This window comes from Segatella copri, from assembly GCF_026015625.1.
Taxonomy (GTDB): Bacteria; Bacteroidota; Bacteroidia; order Bacteroidales; family Bacteroidaceae; genus Prevotella; species Prevotella copri_H.
The window spans coordinates 3,527,552-3,551,515 of sequence record NZ_JAPDVG010000001.1 but is presented as its reverse complement, the minus strand read 5'-3'; the positions used below and the strand labels follow the sequence as shown (position 1 = coordinate 3,551,515).

Below are 23,964 nucleotides of genomic sequence, written 5' to 3'. Positions count from 1 at the left end.
AGAAACTGGGTACAAAAGAGAAGTTTTAAAAACAGAAAGGCAAACACGCCATTCGCTACAACAAATAACACGTTTGCCTTTATTATTTTATCAAAATGAAACTCGCCTATCAAAAAGGCTTCATCAAGATTACACCTTATTATATATAGGGAGTTATGAAAAAAAAGTCAATAACGCCGGGAATTTAAATCACGCCAAAATGGAGGAGGGCATTCTTAACACCATCTTCATCCACATGAGTCGTAATGTAATCGGCTACCTGCTTGAGATTATCTCCCGCATTGCCCATCGCAACACCGGTGCCTGCCTCCCGGACGATGGAAATATCATTGCCGCCATCGCCGAAAGCCATGGTTTCATCTATGTTCAAACCCAGATAGTCAGCCATTGCATGCAAGCCCTTGCCCTTATCCGCATCGGCTGCCGTAATATCCGTAAAGGCAGGATGCCATCTGCCCGAAGTGCAGTTGCGAAGCGTAGGCATCAGGAGCGCCTCCTGTTCTACCGAACAGAAAGGAGTAACCTGCAGAACCTGCTCATCTCCCAATTCATTCACATCGGTCAGGAAGATTTCACAATCCACCCCCAGTCCCTTGGCAAAGATTTCATAAACCTCGTCAGTATAATGATGGATAGCGAGATGATGCTCTCCTACGACGATTGCCGGATAATCATCACGGTCGGCTGCCTCGATAATCTTCTTTACATCTTCAGGAAGGATGGCGTGCTGGCTCACCACCTTATCGCCTACAAAACAGCGGGCTCCATTGGTGGTGATGTAACCGTCGATGAGATGTTCTATCTGACCGAGGTTGTTGATGATGAGTTGCGGACGACCGGTAGAAATATACACCTCTACCCCATTCTTCTTAGCCTGCTCCAAGGCATCTACCGTGCTCTGCGGAATCTTGTGGGTCTTGAAACTCACCAGGGTGCCGTCAATATCGAAAAACAATGCTTTTATCTTCTTATCCATACCAATATCTTCTATACCTTATTATATATATAATGCAAAATCGGCTCTGTAAGTACAGAAAAACCGATGCAAAATTACGAAAAAACAGATAAATGACAAAAAATATAAAGATTTATTAGATTTTACTTGCATCGAAAAGAGAAAAAACGTATATTTGCCACATCTTTATGCCCGAGGAAACTCCGAGATAACGCATAGAGCAACTAGTAAATAAGAACGGTTATGAGTAAGAAACCCTATCGGTTACTGGCATCCCTGTTGCTGATGCTCGTAGCGACGCTTACTTCATGCGAAAAGTTTTCGATTGACGAAACAACCGGAAAATCACGTGAGGCAAACGCCAATGTAACTATCCATGTGCAGAAAATAGAAGGCACAAGTCTGCTGACAACCAAAGCTGCCGACAAGCAGATTGCCCTGGGCGATGTGTGCTCCAGACTGACACTTGCCATCTTTGACGGAGAGGAGAAACTGGAGACGGTGAACCAGCTTTCAACAGACAATGGCTTCGGAACAGCCTATGTAAGTCTGGACGAAGGAGAATACCGGCTGGTGGTGATTGCCCATAACGGAAAGGGAAACTGCTCTATCAGCGCACCCGAGAAGGTGAAGTTTGCAAGCAACAAACTTACCGACACCTTTTATTATTACGGCAGGTTGAGCGTAAACGAAGAGGGCGCCACCACAGACATCAACCTGAGGCGAGCAGTTGGCGCCTTCAAGGTACATATTACCGACGAAACCATTCCCGAAGAAATCAGGAGCATCAAGTTCTATTATACCGGCGGCAGCAGCACCCTGGATGCAACCACCGGATTCGGCTGCGTGAACAGCCGTCAGACCGAGAATTTCAGTATGAAAGATGGCGGCAGAGACTTTACCGTCTACACCTTCCCACATGAAGAAGAGAAGAACATCAAGATGAGTATCAGCTTTCTGGATGCCGATGCAAAGGTGGTAAAGAGTTTTGAAAAAGCCGATTTGAAAATCCATCAGAACAAAACAGCCTATACCGAGATTTCCATTGCTGACGGATTCGGTGGCGGAGACGACAGTACGGGTGGTGGAATAGGCATTACCGTAGACCCTACCTGGGGCGAGACAGAACGGGTGAATTTCTAAGAAACAGACGATTAAGGGATTACGGAAAACCAGAAGGTATGTTCAATTTTTCCACAATGCAATATAATTTTTGATTCTTAAAGATTTGATAAACAAAATTTCTTTGTCATTTAAGAATAATTCCATAAATTTGCATCCAATATTATATAATATTATAAACAAAGGATGAAAAAATATATAACTCTTATCATGCTGATGGGAGCATTGATTCCTGCCGGGGCTCAGGCACAAACGCTGAGCCTTGACAGTTGCCGTGCCATGGCGCTGCGCAACAACAAGCAGCTCAATGCCTCGAAGCTCAAGAAAGACGTGGCGTACAACATGAAGAAATCGGCACGTACCAAATATCTTCCTAAAGTAGATGCTTTAGGCGGTTACGAATGGTTCAGCAGGGAGATTTCGCTGCTGAACGACGGTCAGAAATCAACATTCAGCAATATCGGCTCTACTGTTACCGGAGGAATATCGGGAGGAGCCAGCAATCTGATGAGCCAACTTGTAAGTCAGGGAATGATTACCCCGGAGATAGCCCAGCAGATAGGCGGACTGATGAATGAGAAACTGGGCCCCCTGCAGCAGCAAGGCAATGCGCTGGGAGAGAAACTGGTAGATGCTTTCCGCACCGACACCCGCAATATCTGGGCTGGAAGCGTGATGGTTCGCCAACCTATCTATATGGGAGGAGCCATCATTGCAGCCAACAAGATTGCCGACATCGGAGAGCAGATTGCAGAGAATGATCTCGACCAGCAGACCCAGAGCACGCTCTACAGCATAGACCAGGCTTACTGGCTCGCCGTTTCGCTGAAGCAGAAGCAGAAACTCGCCATCAGCTACCGCGACCTCGTAAAGAAACTGAACGAGGATGTTCATAAGATGATTCAGCAGGGAGTAGCCACCAAGGCAGACGGACTGAAGGTAGACGTGAAAGTGAACGAGGCTGAGATGCAGATTACCCAGGCAGAAGACGGACTCGCCCTGTCGAAGATGCTGCTCTGCCAGCTCTGCGGCATTCCGATGAACCAGGAAATCACACTTGCCGATGAAGATAAGGAAACCCTGGCTTTATCAGGAACTCCTGTTGACACCGAGCAGCAGAAAGTGGCAGCACAGGATTCGGCGATGAACACCCGTCCGGAACTCCGCATGCTGCAGAATGCGCTCGACATCTCCAAAGAAGCTACCAATATGGTTCGTGCCATCAATCTGCCTCACGTCATGCTGACAGGCGGCTACATGATTTCGAACCCGAACGTATTCAATGGTTTCCAGAAGAAGTTTACCGGAGTCTGGAACGTAGGCGTGATGGTTCATGTTCCGGTATGGAACTGGTTCGACGGCGCCTACAAGGTGAGAGCCGCCAAGGCTGCCAGCAATATCGCCCAGATGAACCTGGATGATACGAGAGAGAAGATTCATCTGCAGATTACCCAAAGCCAGTTTAAGGTAAAGGAAGCCCAGAAGAAGCTCAACATGGCAATGAAGAACATCGCCAGTGCAGATGAGAACCTGAGATGCGCCAACCTCGGTTTCAAGGAAGGCGTGATGGAGGTTACCGACGTGATGGCTGCACAGACTGCCTGGCAGAAAGCACAGAGCCAGAAGATTGATGCAGAAATCGACGTGAAGCTGACTCAGGTTGGGCTGAACAAGGCGCTCGGTATCCTGCAGTAATAATAATAACAATTTTAAATTCAGATTAAGCAAAATGTCTAAGAAATCACAGCATAACAACATATTGCTCGCTGTAATCGGTTTTACAGCAGTAGTCATTCTCGTAGGCGTCATCGGTTTCTTCACTTTGGAACAGAAGGATGACACCATTCAGGGCGAGGTAGAAGTATCAGAATACAGAGTATCCTGCAAACTGCCGGGACGCGTAGTAGAGCTCCGCGTTCAGGAAGGCGATTACGTTCATGTGGGCGATACGCTCGCCATCCTCGAAGTGCCGGAAATGAAATCGCAGGAACAGATGCTCCAGGCTACCAACGCTGCAGCCGAGGCTATGAAGGACCTGACGGATGCAGGTGCACGCAAGGAGCAGATTCAGGGTGCTTACCAGTTGGTTCAGCAGGCTGAAGCTGCCGCAACTATCGCCAAAAAGACCTACGACCGCATGCAGAACCTCTTCAACGAGGGTGTAATCAGCGGTCAGAAGCGCGATGAGGCTTACGCAGCCTACAAGGCTACAGAGGCTCAGGTGGCTGCTGCCAGAAGTCAGTACGATATGGCGAAGAATGGCGCCCGCGAACAGGAGAAGCGCATGGCTGCCAACAACACCCAGGCTTCGAAGAGCGCTGTGGATGTAGTGAAGAATCTTCTGAAAGAGACCGTTCAGGTGGCTCAGTGCGAGGGCGAGGTTAGCAATGTCTATCCTAAGGTAGGTGAGCTGGTAGGTCTCGGCTCTCCTATCATGAGCATCTCTATCATGAGCGATATGTGGGGAACCTTCAATGTTCGCGAAGACCATCTCAAGGGTCTGAACAAGGGCGATGAGTTCACCGCTTTCGTTCCAGCCTTCAACAAGGACATCAAGATGAAGGTTTACTACCTGAAAGACCAGGGCTCTTACGCTACCTGGAAGGCAACCAAGGATAATGGCGACTACGACCGCAAGACATTCGAGGTGAAGGCCCGTCCTGTCACCAAGCTGGAGGGATTGCGCCCGGGAATGTCACTCATCATTAAATAACATCTATGTTTAAGAAATTATATCATATAGCCCACAGAGAATGCGGCATCATGTGGAAGAATCCCATTTATCTCTTCTGCATGGTCATCTTCCCCATCGTGGTGGTGATTTTCTTCACCACGCTGATGAAGGGAGGAGTGCCTACCGACATGCCTGTGGGCATAGTAGATCAGGACAACTCCGCCACATCGCGCCAGCTGGTGCATAAGCTCGATGCCTTCCAGACTACCAAGGTAGTGGCTCATTACGAGAACATGGCAGAGGCAAGACATGCTATCCAGAAGAACGAAATCTACGCCTTCCTGCTGATTCCTGACGGAACGGAGGCAGGCCTGATGGCCCAGAAGCAGCCTAAGATTTCATTCTATTACAGCAGCGTATCGCTGGCAGCCGGCTCCCTGCTCTTCCGCGATCTGAAAACCATCTCTACCCTGGGAGGTGCGGCGGCAGGAATGGCGAAACTTTCGGCGCTGGGAAAGACAAATGATGAAATCATGACCTTCCTGCAGCCTATCGCCGTAGACCTGCACATGATAGGTAACCCATACGCCAACTACAACTATTATCTTTCGAGCGTAATGGTGCCGGGACTCATCATGCTGTTCATCTTCCTGATTACACCTTATTCTATAGGTACGGAACTGAAGTTCAACCGGGCAAGAGACTGGATGCGGATGGCAGGCAACAATCCTTATCTCGCCATTGCGGGTAAGATGCTGCCACAGACACTCATCTTCCTGAGTATCTTCCTGCTGTTCGAATTCTACATCTATTATGTATTACAGTTTCCACATCCGGGCGGCGCGCTGCCTATCATCCTGTTAGGCGTTCTGAGCGTACTCTCCTGCCAGTGTTTCGGCATCTTTGTCTTCGGGCTGATGCCTTCATTGCGCATGTCGATGAGTATCTGTTCGTTGTGGGGCGTGGTGAGTTTCTCCATCTGCGGAGCCACCTATCCGCTCTTCTCGATGGATTCACCGATCCAGGCTATCGGCCAGCTCTTCCCGATGCGCCACTATTATATGATTTACCAGATAAACATCTTCAATGGTTTCCCGATGGGCGATGCTGTGCTCCACTGGGGCGCAATGGTGCTGTTCTGTGCCCTGCCGATGCTCACTATCTGGAACATCAAGAAGGCAATGCTGGTATATAAATACTTACCGTAATGAAGAAAAGTAGTTTATTATATAAGATTATCAATGGCATCTGGGATATGTGCTACATCTGGAAGACGGAAATGCGCAATGTTTTCCGCGATGAGGGTGTGCTCATCTTCTGCATTCTGGTGCCGCTGGGTTATCCGCTGCTCTACTCTTGGATCTACAACAACGAGGTGGTGAGAGAAGTGGATACGGCGATTGTGGACCTGAGCCACAGTCACAGTTCTCGCGAGTTTATCCGCGATTATGATGCTTCACCAGATGCCAAGGCTACCTATTACTGCAACAGTCTGGACGAGGCGAAGGAACTGGTGCGCAGACAGGCGGTTCACGGAATCCTTTACTTCCCTGCCGACTTCGATACGAAGCTGAACCGGGGCGAACAGGCGCATGTGGGAGTTTACTGCGATATGAGTCTGATGCTGACCTATAAGGCGATTTATCAGACCTCGCAAGCCGTAGCCAGCCACATCAACTCGGGCATCCAGATAACACAGGCTGGAGGATTTACGGATAGAGACGACGAGATCACCACCGAGCCGCTCGCCTTTGATGAGGTTCCGATATTCAACACGACAGGAGGTTACGGAAATGCCATTCTGCCGGCTGTGCTGGTTCTTATCCTGCAGCAGACGATGCTGCTGGGCATAGGAATGGCAGCGGGAACATCAAGAGAACTCAACAGAAACCGCGAACTCATACCGGTAAGCGAGCATTATGGCGGTATTTTCCGCATTGTTTTCGGCAAGGCATTGGTTTATTTCATGGTTTATGCCGTGATGGGAATGTATCTTACGCTGGTAGTTCCTAAGCTGTTCAGTTTTGTAAGTATGGTAACGTGGACCACCATTCTTGTTTTTCTCCTTCCTTACATTCTTTCGTGCGTTTTCTTCGGTCTGATGCTGTCGTGTCTGGTAAGATATCGTGAAAATGTGATGCTTCTGGTGGTATTTACCTCCGTTCCGTTGCTTTTTATGACGGGAGTTTCATGGCCCCTGAGCAATATTCCGGGCTTTTGGCAAGGATTTTCGTGGGTTTTCCCATCCACTTTCGGCATCCGCGGGTTCCTCAGAATCAGCAGTATGGGTGCTTCGCTTTCAGATATTCTGCCGGAATTCAGAGCACTCTGGATACAAACGGGCGTCTATTTCCTGGCTACCTGCCTGGTTTTCAGGCAGCAACTGAGATCGGCAAGACTCAAGGCAAACCTTACTGCCGAAGTAGCAGAAGAAGAGGATGAGGCGGAAGAAATAGTTGATAGTTAAGAGTTTAGAGCTAAAAGTTTATAGCAATCTTGCTAACGGCTAAGCCCTATAAATTATAAACTTTCAACTATAAAAAATGGGCTGTTAACTGTTAACCTGTTAACTCCTCTGATAAAAAAAGCTAGGACTGCTTGAGGGCAATCCTAGCTTTTTATTTTATATGACCTTTCCAAACAGGTCATTTACTTATGAGTACTAACAATCTTGGTTGGAGCCTTCTCGGCATTTCTGCGGTTCACCACCGTTACTACGCTTTGGGCAAGGCTGAGGAAAGCCTGACCGGTAATGGAATCAACCTTGGTAGCAGCAGGCGCACCATCATCACCACCCTCGCAGATGCTCTGAACGATAGGAATCTGGGCGAGCAGAGGCACATTCATTTCCTTAGCGAGATTCTTGCAACCCTCCTTACCAAAGATATAATACTTGTTCACAGGCAGCTCGGCAGGCGTAAAGTAAGCCATGTTCTCGATAAGTCCGAGGATAGGCACATTCACCTTATCATTCTGATACATGTCAATACCCTTTCTCGCATCGGCAAGCGCCACCTGCTGAGGCGTACTTACGATAACTGCACCCGTAATGGAAAGCGTCTGGAGCAGCGTAAGATGAATATCGCTTGTGCCAGGAGGCGTATCGAGGATAAAGTAATCCAACTCACCCCAGTCAGCATCAGCAATCAGCTGCTTCAGGGCAGAACAAGCCATTCCGCCGCGCCACAGAGTAGCCGTAGTAGGACTTACGAAGAAACCGATACTCAGGAGCTTCACGCCATATTTCTCGACAGGTTCGATGAGGTCTCTGCCGTCCTTGTGAACAGAATAAGGACGCTCCTCCTCCACACCGAACATCTTAGGCATGGAAGGACCGAAGATATCCGTATCGAGCAAGCCTACTTTATAGCCCAACTTAGCCAGGGCAATGGCGAGATTGGCAGAAACGGTGCTCTTGCCTACTCCACCCTTACCAGAACTTACAGCGATGACGTTCTTCACCTGTGGCAGCATCTTTCCTACCTCAGGACGAGGAGCCGACTTGAACTCAGTAACGATTTCCACCTCTACATCTTTCGAAATATGATAATGGATGGCAGCCTCGGCCGCCTTCACCGTACTCTTGAGGAAAGGATCCGTATCACGAGGAAAGAGAAGAACCACCTTCACCTTCATACCATTGATGCTAGGCGTATCTGCCAGCATCTCGCTCTCTATGAGGTTCTTCTTGGTGCCTGGATAAATCACCGTAGCAAGCGCCTCTTCAATCAATTTTGGATATAATGTCATCATTTCTTTTTATTTATTTGGTGCAAAAGTAACAATAAATAATGTAATAAGCAAATAAAAACTAAATAATTTCAGATATTAAACACTTTTATGTATCTTTGCAAATTGCAGAAATATGTAGTTTCAGCAAAAAGCGAATCTACAACCGAACAGACAAAAACGGAAGAAAAATGAAATATAAAAAGATTATATTAGGCGTAGCCTTGGCTCTGGCCTGCTTCTCTAGCCTGAATGCCAACGCGCTGACCGAAACCAAAGTGAAGAAGACGGAAACTCAGACCGCAGCACCCAACGTTTACTGGACCGACGGCTACGGAAGAGTATCTTATACCACCAACTCTATCATTTCGCCTGTAGTGAAGATTGCCCTCAAGGAGTTTGCGGGCGATATGAAAGCCGTAACCGGATTCGATGCGAAAGAAAAATCAGGTGCTCCGATACAGATTTACCAGCTCGACCAGCTCACCAACAAGGAGTTTTCGGCAGTAGAAAAACTCGGTGCGCCGCTGCATCTTATTATCACCGCAAAGGATGCTTTCTACATCGGTACGAGGAAAGGGAAACTCATCGTTATCGGAAGCAACGCCCGTGGAACGGCTTACGCCATCATGAAACTCTCTGAGCTGGCTGGCGTTTCGCCTCTGGCGGCATGGAACGACCTGCAGCCTGCTCAGCGCAAGAGCCTCTATACACCCGTAGACCAGCAGTGGATAGAGGTTCCGAGAATAGAATTCAGAGGACTTGCCCTGAACAACAGCCAGTGGATGAAACCGCAGAACTACAGCCGCATCGCCCGTCTGATGCTGCGCCTGAGAGCCAATACGCTGTGGCAGGTAGACGGCAGGCACGAGGCTGCTTACAACAAGGCTGTGGTAGACAGTTTCGACATCTGCGTGGCGGAAAACTACAAGGTGACGGAGTTCGTGGGCAAGAAGCACAAGAAGAAACACCGCAAAACCATCGAGAATGTGAAGCTGGTATGCTCGGATGCACAGATGGAGATGAGCTATCTCTCGCCGGGTCTGCTGCTCGAAATGCTCAACAGCAAGGATTATCTGGAGAGCAAGAATGCCCAGCACGGCAAATCGCACCGCTCTGCCGCTCACAACGACGAAGACTGTGCCTGGATAGCCAACATTACCAATCCGAAGCAGTCAACCTTCCAGCTAGCTATGATGATGAACCTGGCGTGGAATAAAAATGCCCTGAAAGCAGGTTGCAAAACGTATATCCAGAACACTCTCAACGCATTCTTTGGCGCCATTACGGGCAAGAAAATCATGCCTCTGATGGAAGAATATTACCGCCTTACCAGCATCCGCCATTCCGCTTATATGGCGATGCCTTACGGCGATACTGAGTTTCATTCAGGCGAATTCGGCAACGAACTGGAGCGTTTCCTCTACCGCTACGACCTGTTGAAGGCGAAGACTGAATCCATCGAACGCATGCTGCCTCAGAACCAGAAAGACGGTTTCTTCGAGGTAGTGAAATATCCGATATTCCTAGCTGCCTTCGTAGCCGAAAAGGAGCTGGAGGCACAGGAAGCAAGACACATCGCCCGTCCGGGGCTGTTTAATAAAGACGATGAGGCAAAGGCTGCAGCAGCTGTGAGCATCGATGCTTACAACAAACTGAAGCAGCTCAATGCCTACTACAGTCGCATCAGAAACGGCAAATGGAAGAATTTCATCCTTACCAACGGTACAGAGATGCAGGCTCCGCAGATTCCGGGCACACTGCCTGCTGCCGACATCAAGCGGTTGAAAGCAGATGCCTTCGACCGCAGCAACGATCTCAAGCCGCTCTCTGTAGTTACCGGCGACATCATTGCCAAGAATGCCTACGAATGGAGCAAGGCTACCGAATCGCCGCTTGCCCAGGCTGCCGTAAAAGGAGCCGAGAAGATTACCGTCCGTCCGCTGTTAGGTCACAGCAGCAAGGCTGTGAAATTGCCGAAGGGAGCCAGTCTGAGCTATGATTTCTACTGCGACAAGAGCGGTGATGCGCGTTTCACCATCGCCGTTATTCCTTGCTTCCTTAACGCTGTAAAGGATATGAGGGTGAGTGTGAGTATAGACCGTGGCGAACCGGTAATCTGCCAGCTGAAGGAGGTTTACAACTCTAAGGACTGGAAGTTTGACCTGTGGCGCGGACAGACGCTGAAGAGCTTCTACGTTACGCTGCCTGACGGCAGCCACAACGTAACCATCAAGGCTTTAGACGATAATGTGATGATTGACCAGTGGGTTCTGGATTACGATGTAGACAGAGAATATTACGTATTCCCAGTAGCAAAATAAGAGGCTTTTCTGCAGTTTTTCAGGCTTAAATAAAGACCGGGCTGAGGCATAAATGAAGACCGGGCTGTGGCATAAATGATGGCGGGGCAGAGGCTTAAATGAGGGCTGTCATGAGGTTTTTACGTAGCTTTTCGTAAGGCTTTTCATGATACTGAAATGTGTTAAGAATCCTAACTCATAGCTTCTTCCCCCGCAACTCTATGACTTGCGCCCCGCAAAGCACAGAGACGTGAAAAAAGAGCGAGAGGTTAACAGGTTAACAGTTAACACCCCAAAAATGCATGGTACCCCCCACACACATATAAAAATAAGTATATATATATTATATTATAATAAGGTACGCGCGAGGGGGCCTATCGAAAAATCGACTGTTAACTGTTAACTCTGTTAACCCCCGGGCATAAAAAGACATAAAAAAAGCACTCCAAGGAGCGTGAACTCCTCAAAGTGCCCTGATCATAATTATATTTCTAATATTGGTTTTTACGCAATAAAGAAGTCATTGATTACTCAATAACTACAGTTGTCCAACCGTGCTTGTCCTCAATAGTACCATACTGGATTCCGCGGAGCGTATCATACAGGTGCTTAGAGATAGGACCTGGCTTCTCACCGAAGTTGTAGCGCTTGCCTGTATCCAAGTCATCAATGTAGCTGATAGGACTGATTACGGCAGCAGTACCGCATGCACCAGCCTCCTCGAAAGTATCCAGCTCCTCCTCAGGAATCTGACGGCGCTCCACCTTCATACCGAGGTCCTCAGCCAACTGCATCAAGCTCTTGTTGGTGATAGATGGGAGGATAGATGTACTCTTAGGAGTAACGTATGTATTATTCTTGATTCCGAAGAAGTTGGCAGCACCACACTCATCCATGTATTTCTTCTCCTTGGCGTCGAGATAGAACTCGCATGCATAACCCTTCTCGTGAGCGATATTGTTGGCTCTGAGGGAAGCAGCGTAGTTACCACCTACCTTATAGATACCTGTTCCGAGAGGAGCAGAACGGTCGAAATCACGGATGATGACGTATGGGTTGGTAGAGAATCCACCCTTGAAGTATGGACCCACTGGAGTTACGAAGATAAGGAAGCAATACTCCTTAGAAGGATGAACACCCACCTGAGCACTTGTACCGATGAGCAGCGGACGGATATAGAGCGTAGCACCACTCTCGTAGGTAGGAATCCACTCCTGGTTGAGGCGAACCACCTTCTTCACCATTTCCTCGAACATTTCTGTAGGCACCTCTGGCATCATGATACCACGACATGTGCTCTGCAAGCGGGCAGCGTTCTCGTCCATACGGAACACGCGCACCTTGCCGTCTGGGCAACGGTAAGCCTTCAGGCCCTCGAATGCCTCCTGACCATAGTGCAGGCAGGTTGCAGCCATGTGCAATTTCAAATACTCATCAGAGCAAACTTCTATTTCGCCCCATTTGCCGTCGCGATAGTAACAGCGAACATTGTAGTCAGTCTGGCGATAGCCAAATGACAAATTAGACCAATCTAAGTCTTTCATAACATCTATATTTTTAATGTTCTACTAATATTTTAGATGCAAAAGTACAAAATAATCTATTAATCTGCAACTCTTTTATAATATTTTTAATGAAAACGTTATCTTTTTATTCATTTCTGCCATTTTGGGGCATCATTTTACCATTTTAGGGGGTTCTTTTATTGTAATTGAGAGATTGTATTTCTGAAAATGAAAAAGCTGCACCCATTCTTCGCAAACAGGATGCAGCTTACTAACTAACATTAACTTTAACTCAACTATTCTTTAAACCTATCATCTTATATTGTTATATACCCAATAGGGGAAGCGGGGTTAACGGGTGTATTCCTCAGGAATCTGAGGCATCGCTCCATTCTGGGTACAAACGTAGGCACTCACCTTAACGGCAAGTTCGTGAGCCTCCTGAATGCTCTTGCCCTTCAGGATGCTGGCACAGAATGTACCGGTAAAGCTGTCGCCTGCACCTACGGTATCAGCCACCTCAACCTTTGGAGTCTCCTGGAATGACTTCACACCCGGAGCAAAGACATAGCTGCCGTTTACACCGCAGGTCAGCACGAGCATATCGAGATTATACTTGCCGAGAATCAGCCAGCACTTGTTCTCGATATCCAAACCTGGATAACCGAAGAGACGTCCGATGGTAATCAACTCCTCATCGTTAATCTTCAACACATTGCAGCGCTTCAAGCTCTCGGTAATCACCTCTGGAGTATAGAAGTTCTGACGGAGATTGATGTCGAAAATCTTCAGACAATCCTCTGGAGTATGGTCGAGGAACGTATAGATGGTCTTACGGCTAACCTCACTGCGCTGAGCCAGAGAACCCCAGCATACGGCTCCAGCATTGGCAGCAATTTCCTTGATATCATCGGTGAATGGGATATTATCCCAAGCCACACCCTGCTTGATATCGTAAGTAGGAACGCCCTCCTTGTCGAGCTGCACCTGAACGGTACCAGTAGGGAAATCTACCTCTGGCATCACATACTTGAGTTTCTTCTCGTCGAGCAGGCGGAGAGCTGTATCACCCAAGGCATCCTTGCCCACAGCACTCACGGCTACAGAATGCAAACCATGCTGACCTGCGTGGTAAGCGAAGTTGGCAGGAGCACCGCCGAGTTGAGAACCACTAGGGAGAACATCAAAGAGGATTTCGCCCAAACCTACACAATATTTTGTATTCAAATTCTTTGTTTCCATAATTACACCTTATTATATACGATATAAACGATTGCGGATGATTTTTATTATAACTTGCGGATATAAGTGAAGAGATAAACAACTCCTACAGCCATGACAGCCACAGCACCTACCTGCCCCATAGCATCGCTGGCAAAGCCCATAATCAAAGGGAAGACGGTACCACCGAAGAGTCCCATGATCATCAGTCCACTCACCTCATTCTTCTTATCAGGCATAGCTAGAAGTGCCTGAGAGAAAATCATGGAGAAGACGTTAGAGTTGCCGTATCCCACGAGGGCGATGGCGATATAAAGCATCATCTTGCTCTCGCCTACCCACATGCCTATCATACTCAGAGCCATCATCACTACGCTGATGAGGAAGAAAGTGCGGGTCTTCATCATGCGGAGGAAAACGGTACCGGTGAAACATCCGATGGTACGGAAGATGAAGTAGAGCGATGTGGCGAAGGCAGCCTCGTTCAGCGTCCATCCCAGACGCTCCATCAGAATTTTAGGAGCTGTGGTATTGGTACCCACATCGATGCCTACATGGCACATGATACCGATGAAGGAAAGCAGCACGATAGGTTTGCCGAGCAGCTTGAAGCACTCGCCAAAGCCGGAAGCCTTACCCTCGTTCTTCTCTTCCTCGATAGGCGTACCAGCCAGGAAGAAAGTGGCTGCGATTCCGATAACCATATAGATTGGGAAGAGAACTCTCCAGCCCAAACCGAAGGTTGGAATACTTGCCATGGCACCCCACATAGCGATGTATGGAGCCAGGAAGGAAGCGATGGCCTTGACGAACTGACCGAAAGTCAATGTAGAAGCCAGGTTCTTGCCTGATGTAACCACAGAAACCAGCGGGTTCAGGGAAGTCTGCATCAATGCATTTCCGATGCCGAGCAATGAGAATGATACGAGCATCAGTTCAAAGTTTTCGCCAAAAATGGGCAAAAGGAGGGAGATAACGGTAACGAGCAAAGACAGGAGTACTGTCTTCTTTCTACCTATCTTATTCATCAGGATTCCTGTTGGAACCGAGAAGATGAGAAACCAGAAGAATACCAGCGATGGGAACAGATTGGCTGTTGCATCATTGAGGTTGAGATCTTCCTTTACGTAGTTGGAGGCGATGCCTACCAAATCTACAAATCCCATGGCGAAGAAACAGAGCATCACCGGGATGATTGATAACTTTGATGATTTATTCATAATTGTTAGCGTTATTGTTTCTGAATTTCTGCTGCAAAGGTAGCGACAAACGGTATATTATATCATAAAATATCGTTCATCGGCTACCATTTTTGTTGCATTGTTACATCAGTAACACTCTTAGAAACAATTATCTTATAGATTCAGTTCTTAACAGATGAGGTTACTTGATGTCGTAAACCTGATACTTACCCTTTCCCTTTACAGTAACCTTGTTGTAAGGCTTGCTTGGGAACACGAGATTGGTCATTGCCATCTTTCCGTCAGCATCCAGTGCCTCGATGCTGCTCTTGTCGATGAAGATGCGCAGCTGGCTGATATTGCCATAGGTTGGAGCCTTGGTGACTGCAGCGAAATCCTTGCTGAAATCTACCTTACCGCTCTTGGTTCTATCCATTGAGAAGGTTTCTGCCTTGGCATCGTAGTTCATCACTACCTTCTCACCCTTGTCGTTGCTCAGGGTGATAGTAGCATTTCCCTTTAGGTTCACTACCATCTCGCAAGATTCTGTGAGTTTCTTGCCTGCCTTCTTGCTTCTTGCTGCTGTCATCTCTGGAGATGGAACCACGCTGCAATAAGTTTCACCCTTATACTCGAAGAGACCTAAGTCGCGAGGAATAGAGTTGCCTGAACGGTACTGCTGGGTAGGAACCTGGTTGGCATACTGCCAGTTGCTCATCCAGGCGATAGCCACACGGCGACCGTTTGGAGCATTATCAAAGGAAACTGTGGCATAGTGGTCCTTACCGTAATCCATCCACTTGGTAACCTCAGGCTTACTGTCGCAAGTAAACTTATGACCGTCGAAATCACCGATGAAATACTGGGTAGCAGAACCTCCGGAAGGTCCACCAGGATTGATGTTGCAGATAAGCATCCACTTCTCCTTACCGGTGCCACGAACCTTCATCTTCATCAAGTCTGGGCATTCCCAGACACCGCCATGGTTGCCATACTTCTCACCAAAAGAGCTTTCGTATTTCCAGTCCTTCAAGTTATCTGAAGAATAGATTTCCATGTGCTGACCAACCGCCATGATCATATTCCATTTCTTGATGTCCTCGTTCCAGAACATGTGAGGGTCACGGAAATCAGGCACATTGCTGGTGATGATCGGATTTCCCTCATATTTGGTAAAGGTCTTGCCATTATCTGTGCTGTAAGCCATGCTCTGTGTCTGGTTCTCACCAGCCGAAGTGTAGAGAGCCACAACAGCACCCTTGCCCAAACCAGCGGTATTATTCTTATCCACAACGGCAGAACCGCTGAAAATGGTACCAATTGCATCTGGCTGGATAGGGGCACCCTGGAACTTCCAATGTACCAAGTCGGTAGATGTAGAATGTCCCCAGGTCATATTCTCCCACTGTGATCCGTAAGGATTATACTGGAAGTAGAGATTCCATACGCCATCCTTATAGAACATACCATTTGGGTCGTTCATCCATCCGTAAACAGGAGTTTGATGGAAAACTGGGCGATACTGTTCACGATTCTTCATATCGAAAGAATCAGAGAACTTCATGTTCTCCCAGCAAGTGAGGGCGTTCAAGCCCTCCTTGCTATAATCGCCGTTTACATGGATATCGAGAGCCAGGCCCTTCAAACCGGCAAACTCATTCATATAGAGAGGCACGTAATAATCTACGTGGTCTTTAGCCAACTTCACATTGAAGGCTTTCACCTGTTTGTTGTCGGCAATCACCTTGATGTTGGCCATCTCCGCACTCTCCTGCACAGGGAGCAAGAGACACTTCTGGTTCTGACTCTCCTGGCTGATGCGATAGAGACAGTGATTATTGCTCAAAAAGGAAGCCTGCTGGGCATAACTGGCGGTAAAACCGCAAAGAGCGACAAGCGCTGAAATAAATATCTTTTTCATTGTCTAAGTTTCTGAAATTATTATCTAAAAATACCGATAGGTAATTACTCATATCCCTTATTCTGCTTATAAAGACCAGGAATGTAATACAGCTGGTTATATGGAACCGGATAGAACTCGTTCTTGCCCGGTGTGAACTTGGCATCCTTCAAGTATTGTGCGTATGTTTGCTCTCCATACTGATCTTTCTTCTCAGATTCGAAATACTTGTTCAGTGTCTCAGAAGCAATGCCCCAGCGGCGCAAGTCGAAGAAGCGGCCGTTCTCCATAGCCATTTCCAGACGACGCTCCCAGCGAAGACACTTTCTTGCCGTCTCCTTATCCTGGAAATAAGACTCCGGATAGAGGGCTATATCACATTGATCCTTGGCATATTCAATATGCTTATCCACAGAATTCTTGGCTCTCTGACGGATATCATTAATAATGGTACGAGCCTCTTCCAAATTGCCTAACTCTATCAAAGCCTCGGCACGCATCAACATGATATCGCTATAACGGAGCACATAGTCGTTCATCGCAAACGCCTGCCAAGAGCCATTGTAAGTTTCACCCTTTGAACGCTGTGGTACTTCCTTCAGAGAGGTATAGTAACCGTAAACGTTTGGTGTACGAGAGTTGGCTGTAGTCATCGTGTGTTCTGACTCATATTTATATGGGAAGGTAGGCATTCCTACAGTATGGAACAAACGTGGATCCCATTTCTGACTATTAGGCTTACCGTTTACAGGATAATCACAAGTCTTGTTGTAGTCATCAAACTCAGGAAGTCCGTTCTTGGTCTTGAAGGCATTCACCAGGTCCTGTGAAGGCTTGTGGAAATCCCATCCGCAAGACCACATACCCCAACAGCCATTCAGCATATTAGACCAGTTGGCACGTCCGAAGGTGGTATGATCCTCGCTATAGTCGGAAGTCTGGACAGCAAAAACTGACTCCTTGTTGTTCTTATTGTCTGGCAGGAAGATGTCGCCGAAATCTGTCATGTAACCATAGTCTGAATTCTTCACAACATCGGTGTAATCTACTACCTTCTGCATATACTCCTCATTAATATGGTCAACGCCATTGGTTGCCTCATAACCATCACCCCAGGCAATGGTAAGATAACATTTGGCCAGATAACCTGCGGCAGCAATCTTGTTGACACGACCGCCATCCTTCTGCTTAGCAGGAAGTACATCGTATGCAGTCTGGAAGTCGGCAATCACCTTTTGCCACAATTCCTCGTAAGTAAACTGAGTGTTTGATGTGCTCTCTGTTGTTTTATCCTCATAAACCTTCTCGTCTATCCAAGGAATCTGACGATACATGCTAAGTAACTTGAAATAGAAATGAGCACGGAGGAAGCGAACCTCAGCCTCACGCTGCTTGGTTACCTCAGCACCCAGTGTGCTCTCACCATTCTGTTGCAAAGAAACCAAAGCACGGTTGCAACGGGAAACGGCACAATAGAGACGATACCATAACTCGTCGAGTTCGCCCTTAGTAGAGGTTAAGGTACTCCAGATCTCCACATCGTGATAACCGGTGTCACCGGTGCCACCGCCACCCTTCAAGCAATCGTCTGAAGAAAGGTCACCATATGGCCAAAGGTTGAATGGGTAAGAATACCAACAGTCGCCCAACATCGCATAGGCACTGTTTACCATCTTGTCTGGCTCGCTGAAAGCCTTGTCTTCATCAACCACAGCTGTTGGGGTGTAATCCAGGAAATCATCACAACTGGTGAATGTTCCTACCAGTGCTGCTGCAAGCACCATTGTATATAACTTTTTCATCTTAGAATTCTCTTTAAAAATATGAAACATTTTAGAAACCTACCTGAAGTCCGAATGATACGGATGTTGAAAGCGGATAGTTCCAGTTTGGATTCTCTGGGTCTGAACAAGTCAGGCTATTGCTCTTGATGGTCAAAAGATTCTGACCTGAGAGATAGACACGGGCACTTGTCATCTTCAACTTAGAGAGGATGCTGCTTGGGATGGTGTAACCCACCTGCAAGGTACGCAACTTCAAGTAAGATCCATTCTCAACGTAGTAAGAGGAAGCACGACCCTCATCAGCTGTATTCATGGTGCTCAGACGTGGGATAGAAGAACCGGTATTGTTGGTATTCCAAGCATCGAGCAAACGGGTTCCCTTGTTAGAACCACCATCAGTAATAGCCCAGAAGTCGGTCTGGAACTTTTGGTTGTTATACACATCCTGGTCATAGACACCCTGCCAGAACATACTGAAATCAAAGCCCTTGTAGTTGAGAGCAATATTCAAACCATAAGAGAAGGCTGGCACAGGGTCGAAAATCCAAGTCTGGTCATCTGAAGTAATTCCATTTTTACCATCTAAGTCCTTGTATTTCAATCCACCGACACGTGCGTTTGGCTGTCCAGACTTATCTACTTCTTCCTGATTCTGGAAAATTCCATCGGCTACATAACCTACGATAGAACCATAAGACTTGCCACTCTGCACCAGGTTTTCCTTAGATGTGTGAGCGTAAGCACCTGTTGTTGATGCTGGCAAATAAGTAACCTTGTTGCGGAAAAAATCCAGATTGCCGTTCACGTCAATGCCAAGTCCATTAGCCAAGGTCTTGCGATAGCCCACGGTGAACTCCATACCCCAGTTGCGGAGCGAAGGACCATTCTGCCATGAATTTCCACCTTCACCAGTTGCACCCAGATAAGCAGGATTAATCAACATATCCTTCACATTCTTAATATAGGCATCCACTGTACCATAGAGGGTGTTGCCAAACAGGGTGTAATCCAAACCTACGTTATACTGGGTAGCAGCCTCCCATTTCAAGTTAGGGTTAGCCAACTGTGTGGCACGATAACCAGAAGGGAAGGTACCTGAACCTTGCAGGAAGAGGTCGTATGCAGTAGAGGTTACACGGTCTAATCCGTAATCCACTACATAAAGACCAAACTGTGCATTGTTGTCGATAGCCTGGTTACCTGTCTGACCCCAAGAGAGTCGCAACTTGGCATCATCCAACCAATCCTTCTTCAGGAGATTAGAGAATCTGAAACCGAGTGATGCAGCAGGGAAAGTACCCCAGCGATGTGCCTTACCAAATCGGGATGAACCATCATGACGGATAGTAAAGGAAGCCAGGAGGAGATCATCCCAGTTGTAGTTCACCTTTCCAAAGAAAGAAGCCAGGCGATAACCAAACTTTGCACCCGAGTTACGCATCGTTCCCGTGGCAGCATTTGGCCACATATAATCTTTATCTTCCAGCGCATAGCCTTCTGAATAGGCAGAGAAATCGATAACCGACTGCTTGGAAAATTCCATACCACCGAGTACATCAATGTTGTGCTTGCCAATCTGGGTAACGTACTGGGCTGTGTTAGACCATGTCCAGTTGGTCTCATTGTTATTCGAGAGCGTTGTCTTGGCGATGTCATTGTTGACAATATCGGAATGATAAGTATTCGTCATCGCATTGATAAACGACGTTTTGAAATCCAAACCGAAGTTAGAACGCAGGGTCAATCCCTTGACAGGCTTCAATTCTACGAAAGCATTACCGAAGATGCGCCAGTAGTCGAGGTGGTTATTGCGGTTCTGATACTGCTCACGACAAGGGTTCTGACGGTCGGCCATACTTCCTACAGGACCAGCGAAGGTCTTGCCATCTTCTTCGTAAACCGGAACAATGGAAGGCATCTTCAAGGCATTCTCCATCGGATGGCAATCTACCTGAGAGGTATAAGTCAAAGTCAAATTCTCACCTACGGTTACGATCTTGTTTAAATTCCAAGAAGTATTCAAACGAGCTGAGATATTCTCGAAGTCGGTATATTTCAAGACACCCTCATTGTTCTTGTATCCCAAGGAGAACATAGCGCTATGCTTGTCATTGGCATGAGATACAGAGAGGTCGTAGTTCTGCGAGAAACCAGTGCGAGAGATTTCATCGAGCCAGTCGGTATCAGAGAATCGCATGGTTTTCTTGGCATTGATGTAGCCGTCATATCGACCATTGATAGTATAGTTCTGATACTGGTTGGTAGCAGGATTCCAAACGGTGATTGGAGTACCAGAGGCCGCATTCAAGTCGATGCCGTAGTTGGCAGCATAAGCCACAGGATCGAGTCCATCGTTCAGGGCAGCCTGAGCCATCGCAGTAGCATACTGGCTGGAGTTCATCAACTTCATCTTCGACTGGTTGGAATAGAACTGTGCAGTTAGGTTGGCAGAGAAGTCAACAGCCACCTTGCTACCCTTCTTACCTTTCTTGGTGGTGATGATGATGACACCATTCGAAGCACGGGAACCATAGATAGAAGCTGATGCAGCATCTTTCAAAACCTGCATACTCTCGATATCATTTGTATTGAGGGTATTCAAAGCCATATTGGTAGGTACACCATCTATGATATAAAGAGGGTCCTGAGAAGAGTTGAAAGAACCGATACCACGAATACGCACGGTTCCTGAACCAATAGGAGAACCATCAGTAGTAACAGTCATACCAGGAACACGCCCCTGCAAAGCACGCATCGGGTCTGTCTCTGAACTTGTCTTCAGGTTCTTGGTTGAAACCACAGCCACGGAACCGGTCAAGTCTGCCTTCTTCTGAGTGGTATAACCTGTTACAACTACTTCCTGCAAGTCGTTGGCATCTTCCTGAAGTGTTACCTCCATATTGTCTGAAGCCTTTACTTCTTGCGTCTTATATCCAATATAAGATATAACAAGTGTGGAACCAGGAGCACATTCTACATGAAAGTTACCATCAAAGTCGGTAACAGTACCAGTCTTTGTGCCTTTCACCATGACAGATGCACCAATGACTGTCTCACCAGCAGCATCTTTCACAATGCCATTTACATTTACCTGTTGTGCACTAGCTACGGTGCAAACAGTACAGAGCGCAGAGCTCATCAGTAATCTTGAAAGATTGTTCATACTATTTCTAACGTTTTAAGTTTCAAAATTGTTTTATTTTAATTTCTGCCGCAAAATTAGGCAAAGAATGGTAACATAAATAAAAAAAATCGTTCCTGCAACAGTAATTATGTTACATGAAACGATTTTCGAATCTTACGCCACGATTTTAAAATACTTATTTTAAAGGAGTTAGAAAACTATTTCTTTTTAGATGCCTGTTCATTTCTAAAATCGGTAGGAAGAACTCCAAACTGCTTCTTGAAACAGGAAGAGAAATAGCCCGGTAACGCAAAGCCTACTTCTGCCGAAACTTCAGAGATTGTCTTGTCTGTTTGCTGCAAGAGGGTATAGGCTCTCTGCAGGCGCATCTCTTTCAGGAGCTCGGCAGGCGTTTTTCCTGTCATAGCCTTCACCTTGCGATAGAGCTGCACCTTGCTCAACTGCATCTGGGCTCCCAAATCATCCATCTTCATATCAGCATTGCCCATATTCTCAAGGATTTTCTTCTTGAAACGATCCATGAAGTAACGATCACTCTCATCCAGATGATTCAGTTCAGCAGCCCAGCCCTCCTTGTTCTCGATAAAGCCACGAGCCACGGCTTTCTGTTTCTGCAGCTTCTTTCTATATACCTTATATATATAGTAGATGACAAAGAACTGAATCAGAACTACAATAAAGGCGATCAAAAGCATCCATTTCTGGATACGGGAAACCTTTGAATAAGAATCAAGACTGTCAGAAATCTGATCCAGATTCTTCATCTTGGCTACCAAATCCTGATATTGTAGGGCGATGGCATCGCAGTTTTCCTGGGTAGCAAGAAATGATTTCATCACATTATCCTTCTTATAGGATTTACCCTGAAGGATATTCATCGCCAATTCCATAATCTTTTCGCCCTGGGTAGGATAGACATAAGAAGCTGCAAACTGTCCTCTCTTCACTCTATCCACTCCTTCCCATTCTCCAGGCAATCCATCAATGCCTACTATCAGCATCTGCTTATCAATGCCTCGTCTCTCTGCTTCCAGAAAGGCTCCTATGGCTCCCAGGTCGCTATGTCCGAACACGCCATCCGCATGTCCGCCCTTATCCAGATATTGCTTCATCAACTCCTGGGCACGTTCCATCTTCCAGTTGCTTTCCAGGGTAACCACCTTGATTCCCGGGTAATTCTTCATCACCTCTTGAAAACCACGATGGCGCTCGATGACAGGAGAAGCATCCTTCAAGCCCGTAATCTCAACAACGGTACCTTTTCCATCCAGCTTCCTGGCAAGAAAGCGGGCTACTTCCCTACCCGCTTCTACATTATCGCCACCGATGGAAGCTGTATAATGGGTTGTCTTTACCTTTCTGTCAAAGAGAATAACCGGGATATGCGCACGATAAGCTCGCTCGATGGCGGGAGTAACATCATTCACGTTATCAGGGGCCACCACGATTAAATCTACCTTCCTGGCTATCATACTGTCTATCTGGCGAGCCTGGCGTTGCCCGTCGTTCTCTGCAGTAGTAAACAGCAAATCCACATTCTTATATTGATACTGCGCCAGTCGCATCTCATTATTCACCTTCTCGCGCCAAACTCCGCTGCAACATTGCGACACACCAATCACCATCTTCTTCTGGGTGCATGAATCCAGAAGAAGAAGCATACTACTAAGTAATACTATTAATATAATATAGAGTCTTTTCATTAATTTCATACTTCTTCCATCCGTTTAAGTTCCCACCCCTCAAACTGCATGATGATGAGATGGAGTTTTGTGCCTTGGCGCAAAGCCTCAACCCTTGGAGCCTCAGCATATCGATGAATCTGTTCTACAGCCTCACGCCACTGTTTCTCGGCCTTGGTCATAGGCTTGCCATCTTCCGTAAACTCACCTTCAACTATCGCAGAGAAATCTTTCTTAGAAAGAACCTTCAATTCCAGAATGTAGCTATGCTGACTGGCATAATGGGTAAGGTCCGGCAAAAGGAAGAAATCACAATAGCCATGATTCAACTCTAACTCTGGAGCCGTGATATAATAATCATTCAGATTCAGATAAGCCATGAAGAATCCCTGCAGGTTTCGCTCAGCCTCAATGCCATCACGCACCGATGAAACCTTGGCATAGGCATCTGCCATGAAGCGCAATCCTTCATCCCACTTACCATCGTATGCCATATCATAATAGTAATCGGTGAGCTGGTTGACATCCACATAAGCCTTTGCCTGATACTCCTCTTCCAGATAACCATAATACTGCTTGCGGACATTATTGTTCGGAATGCCCAGAATGAGCTTGGAGCCACGAGTTCCCTGTCTTATACGTGAAAAAGTTGTCACCTTTAGGATGGTTAAACTAAATATGTTACTATCTATTTTTCTTATCACTAAATGAGTTACGCATTTTTAATTTTATCACTATATGGGTTGTCAGCGAATCCCCATTA

At 46.9% G+C, this 23,964-nt stretch carries 15 protein-coding genes and 1 pseudogene; 6 read left to right on the top strand and 10 right to left on the bottom strand.

The genetic code is table 11. From position 1 onward, the window contains the following. Positions 1-184: 184 nt before the first annotated feature. Positions 185-976, bottom strand: a complete 792-nt coding sequence (locus ONT19_RS14705; protein ID WP_153079363.1) for a Cof-type HAD-IIB family hydrolase — start codon at positions 974-976, stop codon at positions 185-187. A gap of 222 nt (positions 977-1,198) precedes the next feature. Between ONT19_RS14705 and ONT19_RS14700 the strand changes: the two genes are divergently transcribed. The 5 genes from ONT19_RS14700 to ONT19_RS14680 all read left to right on the top strand — a co-directional run bounded on the left by ONT19_RS14700 (position 1,199) and on the right by ONT19_RS14680 (position 7,218). Beyond that, the gene (locus ONT19_RS14700; RefSeq protein ID WP_264953199.1) at positions 1,199-2,098 is read left to right on the top strand and encodes a FimB/Mfa2 family fimbrial subunit; all 900 of its coding nucleotides are present in this window, start codon (positions 1,199-1,201) and stop codon (positions 2,096-2,098) included. 165 nt (positions 2,099-2,263) lie between these two features. Next, positions 2,264-3,772, top strand: coding sequence for a TolC family protein (locus ONT19_RS14695; RefSeq protein ID WP_119237252.1), 1,509 nt, complete (start codon positions 2,264-2,266; stop codon positions 3,770-3,772). A gap of 34 nt (positions 3,773-3,806) precedes the next feature. After that, on the top strand, positions 3,807-4,790 hold the full coding sequence (locus ONT19_RS14690; RefSeq protein WP_117694550.1) for an HlyD family secretion protein: 984 nt from the start codon (positions 3,807-3,809) through the stop codon (positions 4,788-4,790). A 5-nt stretch (positions 4,791-4,795) separates the two neighbouring features. Then, positions 4,796-5,959, top strand: coding sequence for an ABC transporter permease (locus ONT19_RS14685; protein WP_264953198.1), 1,164 nt, complete (start codon positions 4,796-4,798; stop codon positions 5,957-5,959). Next, a complete protein-coding gene (locus ONT19_RS14680) occupies positions 5,959-7,218 on the top strand; it encodes an ABC transporter permease (protein ID WP_264953197.1) in 1,260 nt (419 codons plus the stop codon). The genes ONT19_RS14685 and ONT19_RS14680 overlap by 1 nt, the downstream gene beginning before the upstream one ends. Positions 7,219-7,400: 182 nt before the next feature. Here ONT19_RS14680 and ONT19_RS14675 read toward each other — a convergent pair whose 3' ends face one another. Continuing rightward, a complete protein-coding gene (locus ONT19_RS14675; RefSeq protein ID WP_264953422.1) occupies positions 7,401-8,501 on the bottom strand; it encodes a P-loop NTPase in 1,101 nt (366 codons plus the stop codon). A gap of 170 nt (positions 8,502-8,671) precedes the next feature. Between ONT19_RS14675 and ONT19_RS14670 the strand changes: the two genes are divergently transcribed. Beyond that, positions 8,672-10,804, top strand: a complete 2,133-nt coding sequence (locus tag ONT19_RS14670) for a glycosyl hydrolase 115 family protein (RefSeq protein WP_264953196.1) — start codon at positions 8,672-8,674, stop codon at positions 10,802-10,804. 506 nt (positions 10,805-11,310) lie between these two features. On the opposite strand, the gene ONT19_RS14665 is transcribed toward ONT19_RS14670, so the two are convergent. The 8 genes and pseudogenes from ONT19_RS14665 to ONT19_RS14630 all read right to left on the bottom strand — a co-directional run. Beyond that, on the bottom strand, positions 11,311-12,327 hold the full coding sequence (locus ONT19_RS14665) for a branched-chain amino acid aminotransferase (protein WP_117727150.1): 1,017 nt from the start codon (positions 12,325-12,327) through the stop codon (positions 11,311-11,313). A 312-nt stretch (positions 12,328-12,639) separates the two neighbouring features. Next, on the bottom strand, positions 12,640-13,530 hold the full coding sequence (locus tag ONT19_RS14660) for a carbohydrate kinase family protein (RefSeq protein WP_264953195.1): 891 nt from the start codon (positions 13,528-13,530) through the stop codon (positions 12,640-12,642). Between the two features lie 47 nt (positions 13,531-13,577). After that, complete coding sequence (locus ONT19_RS14655; protein WP_264953194.1) at positions 13,578-14,729, bottom strand: MFS transporter; 1,152 nt, start codon at positions 14,727-14,729, stop codon at positions 13,578-13,580. Between the two features lie 163 nt (positions 14,730-14,892). Then, entirely contained in the window at positions 14,893-16,611 is a 1,719-nt protein-coding gene (locus tag ONT19_RS14650) for a DUF4980 domain-containing protein (protein WP_264953193.1), read from the bottom strand. Positions 16,612-16,655: 44 nt separating this feature from the next. Next, on the bottom strand, positions 16,656-18,392 hold the full coding sequence (locus tag ONT19_RS14645; protein WP_264953191.1) for a RagB/SusD family nutrient uptake outer membrane protein: 1,737 nt from the start codon (positions 18,390-18,392) through the stop codon (positions 16,656-16,658). Between the two features lie 31 nt (positions 18,393-18,423). Further along, positions 18,424-21,537, bottom strand: coding sequence for a SusC/RagA family TonB-linked outer membrane protein (locus ONT19_RS14640; RefSeq protein ID WP_264953189.1), 3,114 nt, complete (start codon positions 21,535-21,537; stop codon positions 18,424-18,426). 179 nt (positions 21,538-21,716) lie between these two features. Beyond that, on the bottom strand, positions 21,717-23,231 hold the full coding sequence (locus ONT19_RS14635) for an AraC family transcriptional regulator (protein ID WP_264953187.1): 1,515 nt from the start codon (positions 23,229-23,231) through the stop codon (positions 21,717-21,719). Then, positions 23,228-23,830: pseudogene (locus ONT19_RS14630) on the bottom strand (PD-(D/E)XK nuclease domain-containing protein); the annotation flags it as partial. The gene ONT19_RS14635 and the pseudogene ONT19_RS14630, both read right to left, overlap by 4 nt. Positions 23,831-23,964: the final 134 nt, after the last annotated feature.

What these genes read in the sequence shown, in the direction of transcription:
- ONT19_RS14705 (WP_153079363.1), bottom strand. Translation starts at nt 976, where the DNA reads ATGGATAAGAAGATAAAAGCATTGTTTTTCGATATTGACGGCACCCTG.
- ONT19_RS14700 (WP_264953199.1), top strand. Translation starts at nt 1,199, where the DNA reads ATGAGTAAGAAACCCTATCGGTTACTGGCATCCCTGTTGCTGATGCTC.
- ONT19_RS14695 (WP_119237252.1), top strand. Translation starts at nt 2,264, where the DNA reads ATGAAAAAATATATAACTCTTATCATGCTGATGGGAGCATTGATTCCT.
- ONT19_RS14690 (WP_117694550.1), top strand. Translation starts at nt 3,807, where the DNA reads ATGTCTAAGAAATCACAGCATAACAACATATTGCTCGCTGTAATCGGT.
- ONT19_RS14685 (WP_264953198.1), top strand. Translation starts at nt 4,796, where the DNA reads ATGTTTAAGAAATTATATCATATAGCCCACAGAGAATGCGGCATCATG.
- ONT19_RS14680 (WP_264953197.1), top strand. Translation starts at nt 5,959, where the DNA reads ATGAAGAAAAGTAGTTTATTATATAAGATTATCAATGGCATCTGGGAT.
- ONT19_RS14675 (WP_264953422.1), bottom strand. Translation starts at nt 8,501, where the DNA reads ATGACATTATATCCAAAATTGATTGAAGAGGCGCTTGCTACGGTGATT.
- ONT19_RS14670 (WP_264953196.1), top strand. Translation starts at nt 8,672, where the DNA reads ATGAAATATAAAAAGATTATATTAGGCGTAGCCTTGGCTCTGGCCTGC.
- ONT19_RS14665 (WP_117727150.1), bottom strand. Translation starts at nt 12,327, where the DNA reads ATGAAAGACTTAGATTGGTCTAATTTGTCATTTGGCTATCGCCAGACT.
- ONT19_RS14660 (WP_264953195.1), bottom strand. Translation starts at nt 13,530, where the DNA reads ATGGAAACAAAGAATTTGAATACAAAATATTGTGTAGGTTTGGGCGAA.
- ONT19_RS14655 (WP_264953194.1), bottom strand. Translation starts at nt 14,729, where the DNA reads ATGAATAAATCATCAAAGTTATCAATCATCCCGGTGATGCTCTGTTTC.
- ONT19_RS14650 (WP_264953193.1), bottom strand. Translation starts at nt 16,611, where the DNA reads ATGAAAAAGATATTTATTTCAGCGCTTGTCGCTCTTTGCGGTTTTACC.
- ONT19_RS14645 (WP_264953191.1), bottom strand. Translation starts at nt 18,392, where the DNA reads ATGAAAAAGTTATATACAATGGTGCTTGCAGCAGCACTGGTAGGAACA.
- ONT19_RS14640 (WP_264953189.1), bottom strand. Translation starts at nt 21,537, where the DNA reads ATGAACAATCTTTCAAGATTACTGATGAGCTCTGCGCTCTGTACTGTT.
- ONT19_RS14635 (WP_264953187.1), bottom strand. Translation starts at nt 23,231, where the DNA reads ATGAAATTAATGAAAAGACTCTATATTATATTAATAGTATTACTTAGT.